This window comes from Methylophilus sp. VKM B-3414, from assembly GCF_032248435.1.
GTDB classification, from domain to species: Bacteria; Pseudomonadota; Gammaproteobacteria; order Burkholderiales; family Methylophilaceae; genus Methylophilus; species Methylophilus glucosoxydans.
In genome coordinates this window covers 647,963-661,410 of the sequence record NZ_JAVTLI010000003.1, presented here as the reverse complement: position 1 = coordinate 661,410, position 13,448 = coordinate 647,963, and the positions used below count along the sequence as shown (strand labels likewise).

At 54.3% G+C, this 13,448-nt stretch carries 14 protein-coding genes; 1 reads left to right on the top strand and 13 read right to left on the bottom strand.

Annotated features, from left to right (window positions below):
* Positions 1-2: 2 nt before the first annotated feature.
* The 6 genes from Q9292_RS05455 to bioB are packed head-to-tail and all read right to left on the bottom strand — an operon-like array spanning position 3 to position 5,583.
* Entirely contained in the window at positions 3-1,055 is a 1,053-nt protein-coding gene (locus Q9292_RS05455; RefSeq protein WP_313985617.1) for a rhomboid family intramembrane serine protease, read from the bottom strand.
* Positions 1,056-1,700 (bottom strand): dethiobiotin synthase, encoded by a 645-nt coding sequence (bioD, locus tag Q9292_RS05450; protein ID WP_313985816.1) that lies wholly within the window; start codon positions 1,698-1,700, stop codon positions 1,056-1,058. It lies immediately after the preceding gene.
* Positions 1,700-2,578: a malonyl-ACP O-methyltransferase BioC gene (gene bioC / locus Q9292_RS05445; protein ID WP_313985614.1), complete on the bottom strand. Its 879-nt coding sequence runs from the start codon at positions 2,576-2,578 to the stop codon at positions 1,700-1,702. Before bioC ends, bioD begins: the two co-directional genes overlap by 1 nt.
* Entirely contained in the window at positions 2,579-3,370 is a 792-nt protein-coding gene (bioH, locus tag Q9292_RS05440; protein WP_313985611.1) for a pimeloyl-ACP methyl ester esterase BioH, read from the bottom strand.
* The gene (gene bioF / locus Q9292_RS05435; protein WP_313985609.1) at positions 3,367-4,551 is read right to left on the bottom strand and encodes an 8-amino-7-oxononanoate synthase; all 1,185 of its coding nucleotides are present in this window, start codon (positions 4,549-4,551) and stop codon (positions 3,367-3,369) included. Before bioF ends, bioH begins: the two co-directional genes overlap by 4 nt.
* The gene (gene bioB / locus Q9292_RS05430; RefSeq protein ID WP_409934468.1) at positions 4,552-5,583 is read right to left on the bottom strand and encodes a biotin synthase BioB; all 1,032 of its coding nucleotides are present in this window, start codon (positions 5,581-5,583) and stop codon (positions 4,552-4,554) included.
* A 391-nt stretch (positions 5,584-5,974) separates the two neighbouring features.
* Between bioB and Q9292_RS05425 the strand changes: the two genes are divergently transcribed.
* Positions 5,975-6,427: a ComF family protein gene (locus Q9292_RS05425; protein WP_275356318.1), complete on the top strand. Its 453-nt coding sequence runs from the start codon at positions 5,975-5,977 to the stop codon at positions 6,425-6,427.
* Positions 6,428-6,437: 10 nt separating this feature from the next.
* On the opposite strand, the gene Q9292_RS05420 is transcribed toward Q9292_RS05425, so the two are convergent.
* The 7 genes from Q9292_RS05420 to Q9292_RS05390 all read right to left on the bottom strand — a co-directional run bounded on the left by Q9292_RS05420 (position 6,438) and on the right by Q9292_RS05390 (position 13,302).
* Positions 6,438-7,622: a tetratricopeptide repeat protein gene (locus Q9292_RS05420; protein ID WP_313985605.1), complete on the bottom strand. Its 1,185-nt coding sequence runs from the start codon at positions 7,620-7,622 to the stop codon at positions 6,438-6,440.
* Positions 7,623-7,641: 19 nt separating this feature from the next.
* Complete coding sequence (locus Q9292_RS05415; RefSeq protein WP_194748670.1) at positions 7,642-8,532, bottom strand: ExeA family protein; 891 nt, start codon at positions 8,530-8,532, stop codon at positions 7,642-7,644.
* Between the two features lie 8 nt (positions 8,533-8,540).
* On the bottom strand, positions 8,541-10,319 hold the full coding sequence (gene mshL, locus Q9292_RS05410) for a pilus (MSHA type) biogenesis protein MshL (protein ID WP_275356320.1): 1,779 nt from the start codon (positions 10,317-10,319) through the stop codon (positions 8,541-8,543).
* 61 nt (positions 10,320-10,380) lie between these two features.
* Positions 10,381-10,752: a hypothetical protein gene (locus tag Q9292_RS05405; RefSeq protein ID WP_313985602.1), complete on the bottom strand. Its 372-nt coding sequence runs from the start codon at positions 10,750-10,752 to the stop codon at positions 10,381-10,383.
* A gap of 13 nt (positions 10,753-10,765) precedes the next feature.
* On the bottom strand, positions 10,766-11,479 hold the full coding sequence (gspM, locus tag Q9292_RS05400) for a type II secretion system protein GspM (RefSeq protein ID WP_194748673.1): 714 nt from the start codon (positions 11,477-11,479) through the stop codon (positions 10,766-10,768).
* 3 nt (positions 11,480-11,482) lie between these two features.
* Positions 11,483-12,367, bottom strand: coding sequence for a PilN domain-containing protein (locus Q9292_RS05395; protein WP_313985599.1), 885 nt, complete (start codon positions 12,365-12,367; stop codon positions 11,483-11,485).
* Complete coding sequence (locus tag Q9292_RS05390) at positions 12,364-13,302, bottom strand: hypothetical protein (RefSeq protein WP_194748675.1); 939 nt, start codon at positions 13,300-13,302, stop codon at positions 12,364-12,366. Before Q9292_RS05390 ends, Q9292_RS05395 begins: the two co-directional genes overlap by 4 nt.
* Positions 13,303-13,448 lie beyond the last annotated feature (146 nt).

Here is a 13,448-nt window from a genome sequence, read left to right as displayed (position 1 = left end):
GATTAAGGCGCAGCGGGTCGCCCGGCCTTAAACGGCAGATGCCGCAGCTGGTCCGCCGCCGCCTTGCTGGCTTCACTGCGTTTCAAGGCATAGGCTTTGGCCTGCTCAAGTAAGGCCGCAGAAGGCAGCTTGGGGTCCTCAGACAAGCGGGACAGTTTTTCAAAGCTTTCTTCATAAGGCGTGGCGACCTGTGCGTCAATCTGTGCTGCCATTTCATCAAAACTGACACTGCCCTCACGCCCTTCAAGCATGATCTGCTGCCATTTGTGCTGAGCCTGCTGGTCAACCTGATTCAGCTTTTGCAATTGCTTTTGAATCGCCACCTCTTGCCGCCAGCGATATTTGGGCGCGGGCAAATGCGTCAGCAAACCCAGCACGACCAGCGCCCAGGCCAGCCCTGCCAAGGCTTGCGATATAGTGATAGCGGGCGAGCCACGTAAAAAAGCGGGCAACATGAGCAAGCCCAGCACGCCGCCTGTCAAAAACCCGCCAATATGCGCAGAGTTGTCAATACCGGGGATCACATAGCCCATGCCTATGGTCAACGCTGAAAAGAGCATGCCTCCCCAGAACAACCAGCGAAATTCAACTTGCTGCATCTGGTGCCTGGCAACCCAGAGATAAACCAGCAACGCGCCATAGATACCAAAAATCGCCCCAGAGGCGCCGCCTGACACCGCCTGATTGCCCTGAACCACCAGCGACAACAGATTACCGCCTATGCCGCTGACCAGGTAAATCAACAGAAAGCGTGCAGAGCCGAACATGCGTTCGACCAGCTTGCCGCCATCCCACAAGGCCAGCATATTCATGCCCAGATGCACGGCGCCAAAGTGTAAAAACATGGCGCTGCCCAAGCGCCACCACTGACCATCGGCCGTGGCTGGGGCAAAATTGGCGCCCCAGGTCAGCTGTACTGTATTGGGCGAGTGCCAAAACCCGGCGCCACCAAACAGCATGAGCACGAACACCAGCACATTAAGCGCAATCAATGTGCGCGTCATCGGCGGCACAGGCGCGCGCAGCTCAATGCGAGGGGTGGGTGAAGCGAGCATCTAGGCGAGTGACTCCTGAAAAGGCACCTGCAACAAGGGCGGCTGTTGCAAGCTGTCGATTAAGGTTTGCAGGTTTTCTTCTGGCATAGACATCTGCGGATCAATCCTGTTCGCGACCCAGCCACAACACGCTATCTGCCGCGACTTGAGCCCCTCTGCCGTCAGCAGCGCATGATTGATACAGCCCAGGCGCATGCCGACCACCATCAGCGCAGGCAATTGCAGGGCCTGAATCAAATCGGCCATGCTGTGCGTCTGGTTTAAAGGCACCAGCAAGCCCCCTGCGCCTTCCACAATCACCACATCGGCCAGCGTGGTCAGTTGTGCATAGGCAGCTTGAATGACCTCAAGCTGAATCTCCACGCCGGCTTGCGCAGCGGCGATATGGGGCGCAATGGCCGGTGTAAAGCGGTAGGGATTAATCAGTTCAGCAGGTGCTGTCACGTTGGAGGCGGCAGTCAGTAAACGCACGTCTTCATTTTGCCAGCGGCCATCCAGCCACTCGCAACCGGAAGCTATTGGCTTCATGCCGATCACCGTTTTGCCTTGCGCAATCAACTGCTGCATTAAACGAACGGTGACTGTGGTTTTACCGACACCGGTATCGGTGCCAGTGACAAAAAAACGTGAAGGCAGCGGCTGCATCATGCCCCCTGCGTGGCGAGTTTGCGCGACATGAATTGCACCGGACTGGTCCCAGGTGCCGTGTAGGGCTGGCTCCCGGTCCAGGCATGTACAAACACCACTTCATAGGTGGCGGGCAATTTACCCTGATGGCGAAAAGCCTCATAGCCCTGGCGCAATTGCTGCAAAAAACCCTTGCCACTCAAGCCCTTGGCGCGCCCTGCAGTCGCATTATGTGCGCCAATCGCTTTGAGGTCGCGCATCACAGATTCCACCGTATCGTAGGTCAGGGTGTAATGCATCACATCCAGCACCGGCGCGCTAAAGCCAGCCCGCGTCAGTGCATCGCCGATATCATGCATGTCAATAAAACGGCTGACATGGGTATGCCCATGACCAGAGGCTGCACGCAGTTCTTTCAGCGTATCCGGTCCCAAGGTGGCAAACATGAGCAGACCGTTGGGTTTCAGCACACGCCTGAATTCTTGCAATACAGTGTCCATGTCGTTACACCACTGCACGGCCAGGTTGGACCACACCATATCAACACTGGCGGTTGCCAACGGCATGGCTTCAATGTCGGCACACACCATTTGTGGTTTGGCCTGCCAGAAGCGATACCAGGGAAACAGCGTTTTCGTGCAGGCCAGCATGCCTTCGGCAATATCCAGCGCCACCCCTCTTGCCTGCTTAAAGTGTTTGAGCAAGGCATGCAAGCCATGACCGGTGCCGCAACCTGCATCCAGAATCACCGCAGGCGCCAGCTTGACCACGTCCAGACGGCTCAACATCTCTTCACGTACCTGGCGCTGCAAAATGGCGGCGGCATCATACTGTTTGGCCGCACGGTGAAACGACTGGCGCATGCGCGTCTTGTCGATCTGATAAACATCCTGCATTTAATGCTCCCCGGCGCGCACAGCGGGCTCATCCGCCATAAAGGCTTCCACCGCTTCGCAAAACGCTTCCGCATGTGACAAAAAGGGCGCATGTGCCGCCCCGGCGATCACGCGCAAATGGGCACGCTGCAAATGCATGGCCAGCCAGTGCGCTGCCGAGACCGGCGCCAGCGTGTCTCTATCCCCGTGAATGATCAGCGCGGGCTGGAACAAGCGCCCGACCTCTTCGCGCAGATCCGTCTGCATCAAGATATCCAGGGCCTGATTCAGGCTATCTTGGGTAGGCGTGGGTTTGGCGCCAAACGCAATACGCAATTGGCGTACCGTGCTGCGCGCATCTTTGGCATGCATGCATTGCAGGGTCAAGAAATTGAGCAAGGTGGCATTAAAGTCTTGCGCAAACCGCTCGTTGAACTGCTCAAAATGGCGGGCTGCAATGCCATGTGGCCAGTCTGGCTTGCTCACAAAACAGGGGTTGGTCCCCACCAGAATCAGCTTCTCTACCCGGTCCGGTTGATTGAGGGCAATTTGCTGCGCAACCAGGCCGCCCAGCGACCAGCCTAAAATGGTGGACACGCCGGGGATTTCCTCAGCGACCGCTTCGGCCAGGCTATGCAAGTGATAAGGATAAACCGGACGGCTCTGGCCCATGCCGGGCAAATCCACCAGAAACAGTCGAAAATGGGTGGACAGCCGCTTGGTAACCCGTTCCCATACCGCACTGTTCATGCCCCAACCATGGAGCATTACCAGCGGTTTGCCTTGCCCCATGATTTCGATAAAACAACTCATGCCACCGCCCCGATAGCTAACTCGTGTTCAGCATCGTGCAAGGCTTGAATCAGCGCCCTGACGTCGGACTCACGATGGGCTGCCGACAGGGAAATCCGCAGGCGGGAAGTATTGACCGGCACGGTTGGGGGCCGGATTGCCGGCACCAGAATGCCACGCGCCTGCAAATACTGGCTCAATGCCAGCGCCTCATGGTTATCGCCGACCACCAGTGGCTGGATAGCGGTTTCTGACGGCAGCAAGTGCCAACGGGTGAGTGAGAGCTCACTCTTGAGCAGCGCAATCATGTCAAACAATTGCTTTCTGCGCGCATCGCCCTGCTCTATCTCTTTCACTGAAGCCAGCAAGGCGGCGGACAGCGGTGGTGGCGCAGGCGTGGTATAGATATAACTGTTGGCGTGCTGAATCAGGTAATCAATCACGATTTGTTGGCCAGCTACAAAAGCACCCGCCACACCCGCAGCTTTGCCTAGTGTGCCCATCATGATCAGGCGTGGCGACTGCAGCCCCAAGTGCTTGAGCGAGCCACGCCCTTGCGGACCGAGCACACCAAAACCGTGCGCATCATCCACATACAAATAGGCATCATAGCGTTCACAGAGCGCAAGATACTCAGCCAGCGGCGCAATATCGCCATCCATGCTGAACACCGCATCAGCGGTAACCAGCTTGTGACGCGCCGTGCTGGCTTGCAATAATTTTTCCAAGGCGGCCACGTCATTGTGCGGAAAGCGATGATGTGTGGCACGTGACAAAAATGCGCCATCATTCAGACAGGCGTGATTCAGCTTGTCCGAGAACACGGCATCTTCACGCCCCATCAACGCACTGACGACGCCAATATTCGCCATGTAGCCGGTGGAAAACAGCAAGGCTGCCGGTTGCCCGACAAAAGCCGCCAGCGCCTGCTCTAACTGATCATGATAGCGGTGATGACCGGTAATCAGATTGGAGGCGCCACTGCCCACGCCCGCTTCGGCAGCGGCTTGTTGCAAAGCGGCCACCAGCGCAGCATCGTTGGCCAGGCCCAGATAATCATTGCTGCAAAACGACAAAAACGGCTGGCCATTGGCGGTGATATGCTCGGCCTGCGGTGAATCCAGCAAGCGGCGTTGACGCATCAGGCCCAGTGTTTGCCGTTTTTCCAGATCGGCCCGTAAAGACTCCAGCAGATTGCTCATTTAGATTTTCTTCAAGCCTAATTTGGCAAACAGGGCATTGTCAGACTCAACCTCAGGGTTGCCGGTCGTCAGTAATTTTTCACCGTAAAAAATACTGTTGGCCCCGGCATGGAAGCACAAGGTCTGCACGGCTTCGCCCATGCTCTGGCGGCCAGCAGACAAGCGGACAAAGCTGGTCGGCATGGTGATGCGGGCGATGGCAATCGTACGCACAAACTCCAGCGGATCCAATGGGTCGGTGCCATGCAAAGGCGTGCCTTCCACTTGGGTTAACAAGTTGATGGGCACGCTTTCCGGCGGTTGCTCCATATTGGCCAACTGCGCAATCAGGCCCGCGCGCTGCGCACGGGTTTCACCCATGCCAATAATGCCGCCGCTGCACACATTGATATTCATGCTACGCACGCGGTCCAGGGTGTCCAGACGGTCCTGATACGTCCGCGTGGTAATCACATCGCCATAGAACTCGGGCGCGGTATCCAGGTTATGGTTGTAATAATCCAGCCCAGCCTCTTTCAGTTGCTCGGCTTGCCCATCCTTGAGCATGCCCAGCGTGGCACAGGTTTGCAGCCCCATCGCCTTCACTTCAGAGATCATTTTGAGCACAGGCTCCAGGTCGCGCTGTTTGGGTCCGCGCCAGGCAGCTCCCATACAGAAACGGCTGGCACCGCTTTCTTTGGCTGCTTTGGCTGCGGCCAGCACCTCGTCCAACTGCATCAAGGGCTCGTTTTCAACCTCGGTATGATACCGCGCAGCTTGCGGGCAATAGCCGCAGTCTTCGGAACAGCCGCCCGTTTTAATCGACAGCAGTGTGCTGACCTGCACGGCGTTTGGATCAAAATGCTCCCTATGCACAGTGTGCGCTCTGTGCAGCAAATCATTGAACGGCAATTCAAACAGTGCCATGATATCTGCAACGCGCCAGCGCTCAACCGTTGGATGACAGGAAGCCGCAGGCTTCAAGCCATCCAGATTAATGACGGAGGTTTGCATTTCGGTGCCACAAGCAGTAGCAGAGGTGTGTTGTTCCATAAGTCCCACGCATTAAAAAATAGATGAATAATCCGGCCGAATTATATGTTGTTTAAAATCATACGTGAAAAAATTTTACAACAGCTTAAAATTTAAACAAATCAACACCACTCACTGGTTGTCGCAGTGGCTGGCAACGACGCTGCCCTGCCCGCTGTGCCATCAAGCCCCAGGCGCTCGCCAACCTTCAGCGACTGACGAGCCAATCCCCCCTCCAAACGGACTTTGTTTAGACTGCCAGGCCAGCCTGCCCTGGTACCAATCGCCGCGTTGCCCACAATGCGCATTACCAAATACGCGAGGTGAGCTGTGCGGCATCTGTTTACAGCATGCCCCCGCTTTTGACCAAACGCTGACCGTTTTTCGCTATGCCTATCCGCTAGATCGACTCTTGCATCAATTTAAATACCACCAGCAATTGCCATGGGGGGCGCTATTGGCACAGGCCTGGCTATCCCGCCTGCCAGTGTTACCCGCGAGCCAGCAGCCAGCCGTCCTGGTGGCGATGCCCATGCACCTGAACCGCATCAAACAGCGTGGGTTTAATCATGCGCTTGAATTAGCCAGGCACTTGCAAAAGCAGTGGCAAATTCCGTTAAGGATAGACGGCTGTGAGCGATTGATAGACACGCCAGCGCAAGCAGCGATGGACATGAAAACAAGAACACGCAATCTACGCGGTGCCTTTGCGACCTCGCAGCGATGGCAAGGTCAGCATGTGATGATCGTGGATGATGTGATGACGACAGGAGCCAGCATGCATGCGCTGGCAAAAGTTTTTAAACAGGCGGGAGCTGCACAGGTGACGGCGCTCGTGCTGGCACGCACCCTCAAACAGGATTAGCTAGCACAGATTATTCGGCATTGGCTTGTACGCTGCCGCCCAGTTGACGGATGCGCTGCGTAACAAATTCGAGCAAGCGCTCGCTTAAAGGCAGGCTTTGCGCCTGTTGCAAGTGCTGCAAGGCTTGCGCATTCTGGCCCACAGCTTGTAATGAAATGGCGTACGCCACCATCCATTGTGCATGCCCCGGCCGCAACAGCGTCGCGCGTTCAAAATGTGGCAAGGCGGCGGCATGCTGGCCGGTTTGCTGATAAGCCATGGCCAGCATCCATTGCGATTCGGCATCTTGCGCTAGCGCGCTGGCCACCGGTTTTAATGTTTGTAACACCGCCTCTGCCTGACCATGTGCCAACTGCCATCTGGCGAGTGATTTGGGCAAGCCCGCTTGAGCCGGAAACTGCTTGATGCCTGCCTGCAGAACCGAGACAGCCTCGGCCTCTTGCCGGGACTCAAATAAATAGGCGGCCAACAGCTGGCGTGCATCTTCAGACTGCGGATAAATCGTCAGCGCTTGCCTGAGCATTGCCAACGCCTCGTTCAAACGACCTTTTTGCTCATGATCAACGGCACGCTGGATCAAGACATTCACTTCCTGCTCCGGTCTGACATGTTTATTGACCATGCCTTTTTCGGCTGACTTTTCATCACTTTTGCCCTGGCTCTGCTCCGCATGCGTCTCCATCGTAGGCGCGATGGTGGCAACCGTGATTGCCGCCGTATCCGCGGACTTCATGCTGAACTCACCCTCGACTTGTTGTGCAGCAGCATTAGCCACTGGCTTCACTTGAGCAACGACAGCGCGCGCACTGGGCTTTGTAGAAGCAGATTCGGACTGCCAGGCACTGAACAATGACCTGGTCAACTGCGGCGGCGCCCAAGTCGCCACCGTGCCTGTCTCTGCGGCTACCGGGGCTAAAACAGTCTGTACGCGTGTTTTTTGACCTTGAGCCTGCGGCGCGGCCTGGGGTATCGCAGTCACATGCTGCGGATAAAAATACGCCATCAACATGGGCGCATTCATCCACACCCATCCGGCTGTCGCAAGCAGCAGCCCGCCGCCTATCAGGCGATTCAGCCAACGGCCAGGCGTTGCTGTCTGTGCAGACAACACTGGCTTGACCTGCCCGGTCCAACCATCAGTGGCGTTGCCCTGACGGGCCTCTACGTTTTGTAACACCTGATTAATCAAGCTCATTTGATTCCTCCGTCGCCTGCTAACGACCAAACCCGGCCAGGGTGGCATGCAAAGTCAACCACCATTTAAACCCATGCTCCAGCCAACGATGCTGTGCTTTGACACTGGCTTGTGTATCAAGAATCGCCGCTTTCACATCCTCGGTTGTAACCCTGTGCTGGCCGCGGCCAAACGCAGACAATAATGCTTTATGCGCCAGAATATTTAACAAGCGCGGAATACCGTTGGCATACCGGTATAGCAATCGCATGCTAGCCGGACTAAACACCATGCCGCCCTGATACCCAGCCACATGCATGCGATGATTCAAATAAAACGCTAATTCTTCCCATTGCAGGCCTTTGAGGTGATATTCAAAGCCAATGCGCTGCCGCAGTTGGCGAATAGACGAATGGTTGAGACGTTCTTCCAGCTCAGGCTGGCCAAAAATGACCACTTGTAACAACTTGCGCTTTTCGGTTTCGAGGTTACTCAGCAAGCGCAAGGCTTCCAGCGTTTCCAGCGGCATGGCTTGCACTTCATCAAGGCAGACCACCACATGCGTGCCTTTTTCAGCAAAGGTCAGCAATGTGCGATGCAGCGCATCTATCATGTCATGGTGGGTAAACTCAGGCTTGAAGGCGACGCCAAACTCGGTGGCCAGCGTCATCAGTAAGGCGTGCGGATCTAGATAAGGGTTGGGAAGGTAAGCAATCTGGCAACCGGGTTCCAAGGCTTTGAGCAGGCGCCGGCAGAGCAATGTTTTACCGGTGCCAACTTCACCTGTGATTTTGACAAAGCCTTCACCCGACTCAATCGCAATCAATAGCGTATTCAGCGCTTCTTGCAACGTGCGTGTGGCGTAATAAAAGCTCGTATCCGGCGTGATCGAAAATGGAAACTCTTTTAAGCCAAAATGCTGCAGGTACATGCCCGCTCCTAAAATGCGTTGTCTGACTTGAGTTTTTCTACCCGGTCCTGGCTGTCGAGCATATCTTGCGCCCAGTTATCGCCACTGCGGACCACGGTGGATTTGAGCAGAATGACCAGTTCTGTTTTGGTGGAGCTTTGGTCTTTCTGGCGGAACAGGTTACCCAAAAATTTGACATCGCCCAAACCAGGTACTTTTGTCCGTGTATTATCCACGGACTCTGACATCAGCCCGCCGATCGCAATCACACTGCCATCGCGGGTACGCACGATGCTATCGGTTTCATTGATGTTGGAGGAGGCCGTTGGAATCGTGTAGGTGCCACCGTTGGCACTGGACAAACTCACAGTACGGTTGACCTGGGTGACTTCACTGATAAACGGATGGACGTGCAGAATAATGTTGTCGTCTTTGTCAATTTGCGGTGTCACATCCAGTGAAATACCAGAAAAATACGGTTGCAGCTGAATATCTGGCGTCACTACGGCGCCACCCGTGGTGGTGGTGACATTGGTACGCACATTGGTCACGTAGAACGCATCATTCCCCACCTTGAGTACCGCTTTCTGATTGTTGATGGTGGCAATGCGCGGACTGGACAGGACTTCTACATTGCCCTGTGTTTCGAGAAAGTTAAGCAGCGCAGAAAAGTTTTTGCCTTGAACCGCTAACGCAAACATTGAGCCGCCTATCGACACCGGATCACTGTTACTCAAAGCGCCAGGTACGGTGCTGGTCAGCGTGCCGTTGGTCAGGGCACCGGTTTCTCCCAGGGTGGTATTGCCGTTGACGTTACCAAAGGTGTAATCGCGGCCGCGAATATTTCTGACCGCCGCCCAGTTAATCCCTTGTTGCGAGTTTCTATTCAGTTGCACCTTGATAATCTTGGCTTCCAGAATCACCTGACGATCTACGGTCACCTGCATCAGACTCAGAAATTTCTCCACCTGGCGGATTTCCTTGGGCATGGCTTTGACCATGATCAGGCCAGACTGCGCGTTAATGACTACCTTGCGCCCGTTTTCTTCGCCAATCAAGCTACTCAATGAGCCTGCAATCTCGTCCCAAAAGTCATTATTGGTACGCATACTCACATCTGAAGCATACACTTGCAGGTTGGAGGCGCCCGAGGCCGCCTGGTTGCCTGTGCCTGTCCCGGTTGAGCCAGAGCCAACGCCCATGGCGCCGTTCATGGCGGCGGCCTGCCCGGCCACGCCTGCGGCACCGCCCGCACCAGAACCGCTGGCCGTCCCGGACGTGACACGGGTGGCAGAAGACCCTCTGCGAGCGCCTGTAATGTAATTAACCTGGAAAACCCGGGTTTGCAGGGTTTGTGGCTCGACAAAAATCTGTTTGCCGTTCATTTTGTACTCATAACCATACAAGTCACGCAAGGCATTGAGCGCTTCAAACAGCGTGACATCGCGCAGGTTAATCGTAATCTCGCCTTTCAGCTCTGGGCTCAAGGCAATGCTATAAGGGCTGCCAGAGACGATACCCATCAATACCTGGCTAGCCGGGGCTTTGTTAACCACGAGGTCAAAACGCGGCTCGACACGTTTGGCCAGCGCTTTGGGTGGCTCAATTTTAAGTGGCTCAAACAACTCATCCGTCACTTCTTTAGGCGGCGGCACCACTTGTGCTTGCGCCTTGGCCGCAGAGGTCGCCAATTCGTTTTGTATTTTTGGCTGAATTGATGGATTGGTCGGCGTGAACGGGTTACTGGTGCATCCAGCCAACCCGGCGCCTATCATCATCACACCCAAGGTATTCACAAAAGTTTTCATAGCAGTCTCTCTATTGATATTCACCTGGCGGCCACTTCAGCCAATCGCAGGCATTTTCACTTTATTTTTTAACCGTTTTTGCCTGTTTGGCTTTTTTTACCTGCGCAGGCGGCGGTGCCTGCATCACAACACTGGTCAACCCCAAACCCAACAGTTTTTTCTCACCGTTTTGATTGGTAAACACCGCTTGCTGGTGCTTGACCGAAACCAGTTTAAAGCCTTGATAACGCTCACCCAAGTTGACGAGCTCGCCATTGACCACAGCAAACCCATGCTTGCCGTTGTCCTGAATGGCCGTGACTTGCCAAGCCTGCGCAGTCTCCGTTTGCGCCTCTGGCAGATAAGGCAATACGGCAGCTGGCGGCTTCGTAGGATCTATCATTTGCTCGGCGGCCTGGCTATGTGCCACGCTGACCAATACCATCCAAATCATGAATATGCGCATGCTATATCCCCAACCAGGCGTTTTCCCCACTCAGGGTATACACTTGAAAAATCAATTCGCTTTCTGGGTAACCGCCTTTAAGCTCGGCATTGTCCCATGCCAGCTGACGGCCGATCGCTTTCAGGGACTTGCTATACGCCATCAACGCAAAATACTGCCCTTTTAAATGGACTTTTACGGCGTGCTGGTAAACATGTGGCATGTTTTTCCAAGCCTCTTCCGAGGTTGATGACGCTTCAGTTCCTGGCGCGGCTTGCGCCTGCAATAACTTTCTTCGCGTTTCAATAAAATCCACCACCGGCAAGGATTGCATTTCAATCACTTGCACATCGGTATGCTTTTGCAACAGCTTTTTCAGCATCTCCACCATGGCTTGCGGTGGGACCATAAAGGCAGAAACTTTAAGTAACTCATCTGCCTGGCTAGCCATTTTTTGTCTGGTTTCTGCAATCTCCTGCTGAAACGCCTGCGTAGCTGGCTGTGGCGCCGCCTGGGCAGCAATCTTGGTCAGTTGCTCGGTCAGGGTGGTGGTATCGTTTTGTATCTTGAGGATTTCTTGCTGGGTATTAGCCAGTTGCACCCGCTGTGGCTCCAGCAAAAAGGTATCCATCAGGCCCACCACGGCAAACAAGCCGGTGCCAAACAACATCCAGCGCTCGCGCATGGAGAACGCTTGCCATTTGTCGCTGATTGCCTGTAGTTTTTCAGATCGCATGACTTACTGCCTCCCGCTCTGGTTGCCGGGCTGAGGTGGCACCGTCTGGCGCACAAATTCGTCCCAACTCATGCCATTCACCAATTTGTTTGTGGCTTGCGTATCACGCCCTTTGACTTCAAAGGTATACACTTTGAGCACAGGCAATGCTGTGTTCGCCTGATTCGAAGGGCCATTCCCGCCTTGTGGATTAACAGGCGCGGCTGAGGCCGGCGTCACTGGCGGAGCACCCCCGTCTTTGCCTGCAGGCGAGGTTGTGGCAACCTCTGGCGCTGGCGCAAGCGATGGACTCACTGCAGAGGCTCCAGCATTTCCGCCTGAACGCGACTGCGGCTGTTGCAACTCCAGTTGTTTGAACTGAATACCTGAGAACTCAGTCCCGGCAAATACAGACTGGTGAGAGAGCAAATCCAGATAGGCTGGAATATCTTCTGACTGCAACGCTTGCCCGGCAAGCGTCAAGTGTTGGACGGCAGGCTCAACTTTAAAACCGGTTAACCAGACGCCAGGTTGCTGTTGCCCGGTAAATGCACGCATGTAGTCGATCAGGTGTGCCGATTGTTCTGAAATGGACTGCTGGAAAATAGCCAGAATTTGGGTCTGCATCTCCAGTTGCGCTTTTAATGCTTTTAACTCAGCCTCAAGCTTGGTGTTATCGATAGGCATCGCCTTTTTCGAAAAAGCTTCCACTTTTTTCTGCATGGTTTCATACTGCGCAAGGGCTTGGTTACGCTGCACTTGCAATTGCTCGTTTTCAGCAGCCAGTCCAGTATAAAAGTAATACATCACCACTGCGGCCAGCACATAGACGGCCGCCACCATCGGCAGGCTAAACCACTCTCTGGCTTTAACACCACCGCCTTCATACAGGTTAATCTGCTGACTCATACGGCCGCCTCCTGACGCAAAGCAGCACCCAGGGCAGGCATCAACATGGCCTGTTTTTCAAGGCTGGAAAAATCCTGGTTGGCAGGCAGCTCAACAACATCTTCCAGGTTAAAAACGTTGACCGGCACATAGAGGCTGGAACTCAGGCCGCTCACCAGATAATCGCGATGCACGACCGGCGCCACCACCATACGGTTCAAGCTCAGGAAAGGAAACTGACGGTCAAAGCTGTCCAGCGAGCGTTGCAACTCAAGCACCAATTTATCAAAATTGATTCTGAAGATTTCATCCCTATCGTTCAAAAAGTCGCGATCCAGCTCAATCAGACGCGTATGGTAAAGCTCACCTTTTGCCGTAAACGTGATCAGGCAACCGCGTGGCAGGATGCTCACCATCACCAGCGCGCGATCTTCGTGTTCAAGCAAATGGGCAATATTGCGTTGCGCCAGCGCGTGTACATCAATCGAACGCAGGTTAAATCCGGCATCGACCAAATGATTACCCGCCCCGGTTACCGTAGCTTTTTTGGCGCAAATCGCCAGCATCAGCGCTTGGCGATTTGCCACAGAGGGATCCGAAGGCAGATCAATCCCATCAACCACCGCTTGTTCTACCGCATAATCAAGCAATCCCTTGAGTTTCCAGCGTAACGCCGGTTTTACTTCATCCTCTGGCAAATTGGGCTTGTCAATTTGCACGATGTTGTACTGGTCCACATTGAGTACCAGATTGCAGGGTAAAGACTTGAGGTCATTTTTGGTCACAAAGTGACGTAATGTGGAAGTAGCATCCAGCGGTATTTGCTCAACCGCCGCAAACGAAACCACCGGCTTGGTCCCTTCTGCAGGCGGCGTCAAGGCAACAGTACTCACATGCATGTCGGTAAAACTCACCCCTACCTGCTGCTTGTTTTTTTGTCTTTTAAACCATTGCATAGAGAGTCGCCAGTCTTTCAGAGTCACTTTACCATTTAAAATCAAAGAATAATAATACTTACTTCAAGCACAATCGCAAATTAGTATACACAAAAAAGCCGCACATCAAATCATCTTCTTATGCGCAAAATGACTTAACTGGCCAT

Coding starts and splice junctions, on each gene's coding strand:
- Q9292_RS05455 (WP_313985617.1), bottom strand. CDS start 1,055: ATGCTCGCTTCACCCACCCCTCGCATTGAGCTGCGCGCGCCTGTGCCG.
- bioD (WP_313985816.1), bottom strand. CDS start 1,700: ATGCAGCCGCTGCCTTCACGTTTTTTTGTCACTGGCACCGATACCGGT.
- bioC (WP_313985614.1), bottom strand. CDS start 2,578: ATGCAGGATGTTTATCAGATCGACAAGACGCGCATGCGCCAGTCGTTT.
- bioH (WP_313985611.1), bottom strand. CDS start 3,370: ATGAGTTGTTTTATCGAAATCATGGGGCAAGGCAAACCGCTGGTAATG.
- bioF (WP_313985609.1), bottom strand. CDS start 4,551: ATGAGCAATCTGCTGGAGTCTTTACGGGCCGATCTGGAAAAACGGCAA.
- bioB (WP_409934468.1), bottom strand. CDS start 5,583: ATGGAACAACACACCTCTGCTACTGCTTGTGGCACCGAAATGCAAACC.
- Q9292_RS05420 (WP_313985605.1), bottom strand. CDS start 7,622: ATGAGCTTGATTAATCAGGTGTTACAAAACGTAGAGGCCCGTCAGGGC.
- Q9292_RS05415 (WP_194748670.1), bottom strand. CDS start 8,532: ATGTACCTGCAGCATTTTGGCTTAAAAGAGTTTCCATTTTCGATCACG.
- mshL (WP_275356320.1), bottom strand. CDS start 10,319: ATGAAAACTTTTGTGAATACCTTGGGTGTGATGATGATAGGCGCCGGG.
- Q9292_RS05405 (WP_313985602.1), bottom strand. CDS start 10,752: ATGATTTGGATGGTATTGGTCAGCGTGGCACATAGCCAGGCCGCCGAG.
- gspM (WP_194748673.1), bottom strand. CDS start 11,479: ATGCGATCTGAAAAACTACAGGCAATCAGCGACAAATGGCAAGCGTTC.
- Q9292_RS05395 (WP_313985599.1), bottom strand. CDS start 12,367: ATGAGTCAGCAGATTAACCTGTATGAAGGCGGTGGTGTTAAAGCCAGA.
- Q9292_RS05390 (WP_194748675.1), bottom strand. CDS start 13,302: ATGCAATGGTTTAAAAGACAAAAAAACAAGCAGCAGGTAGGGGTGAGT.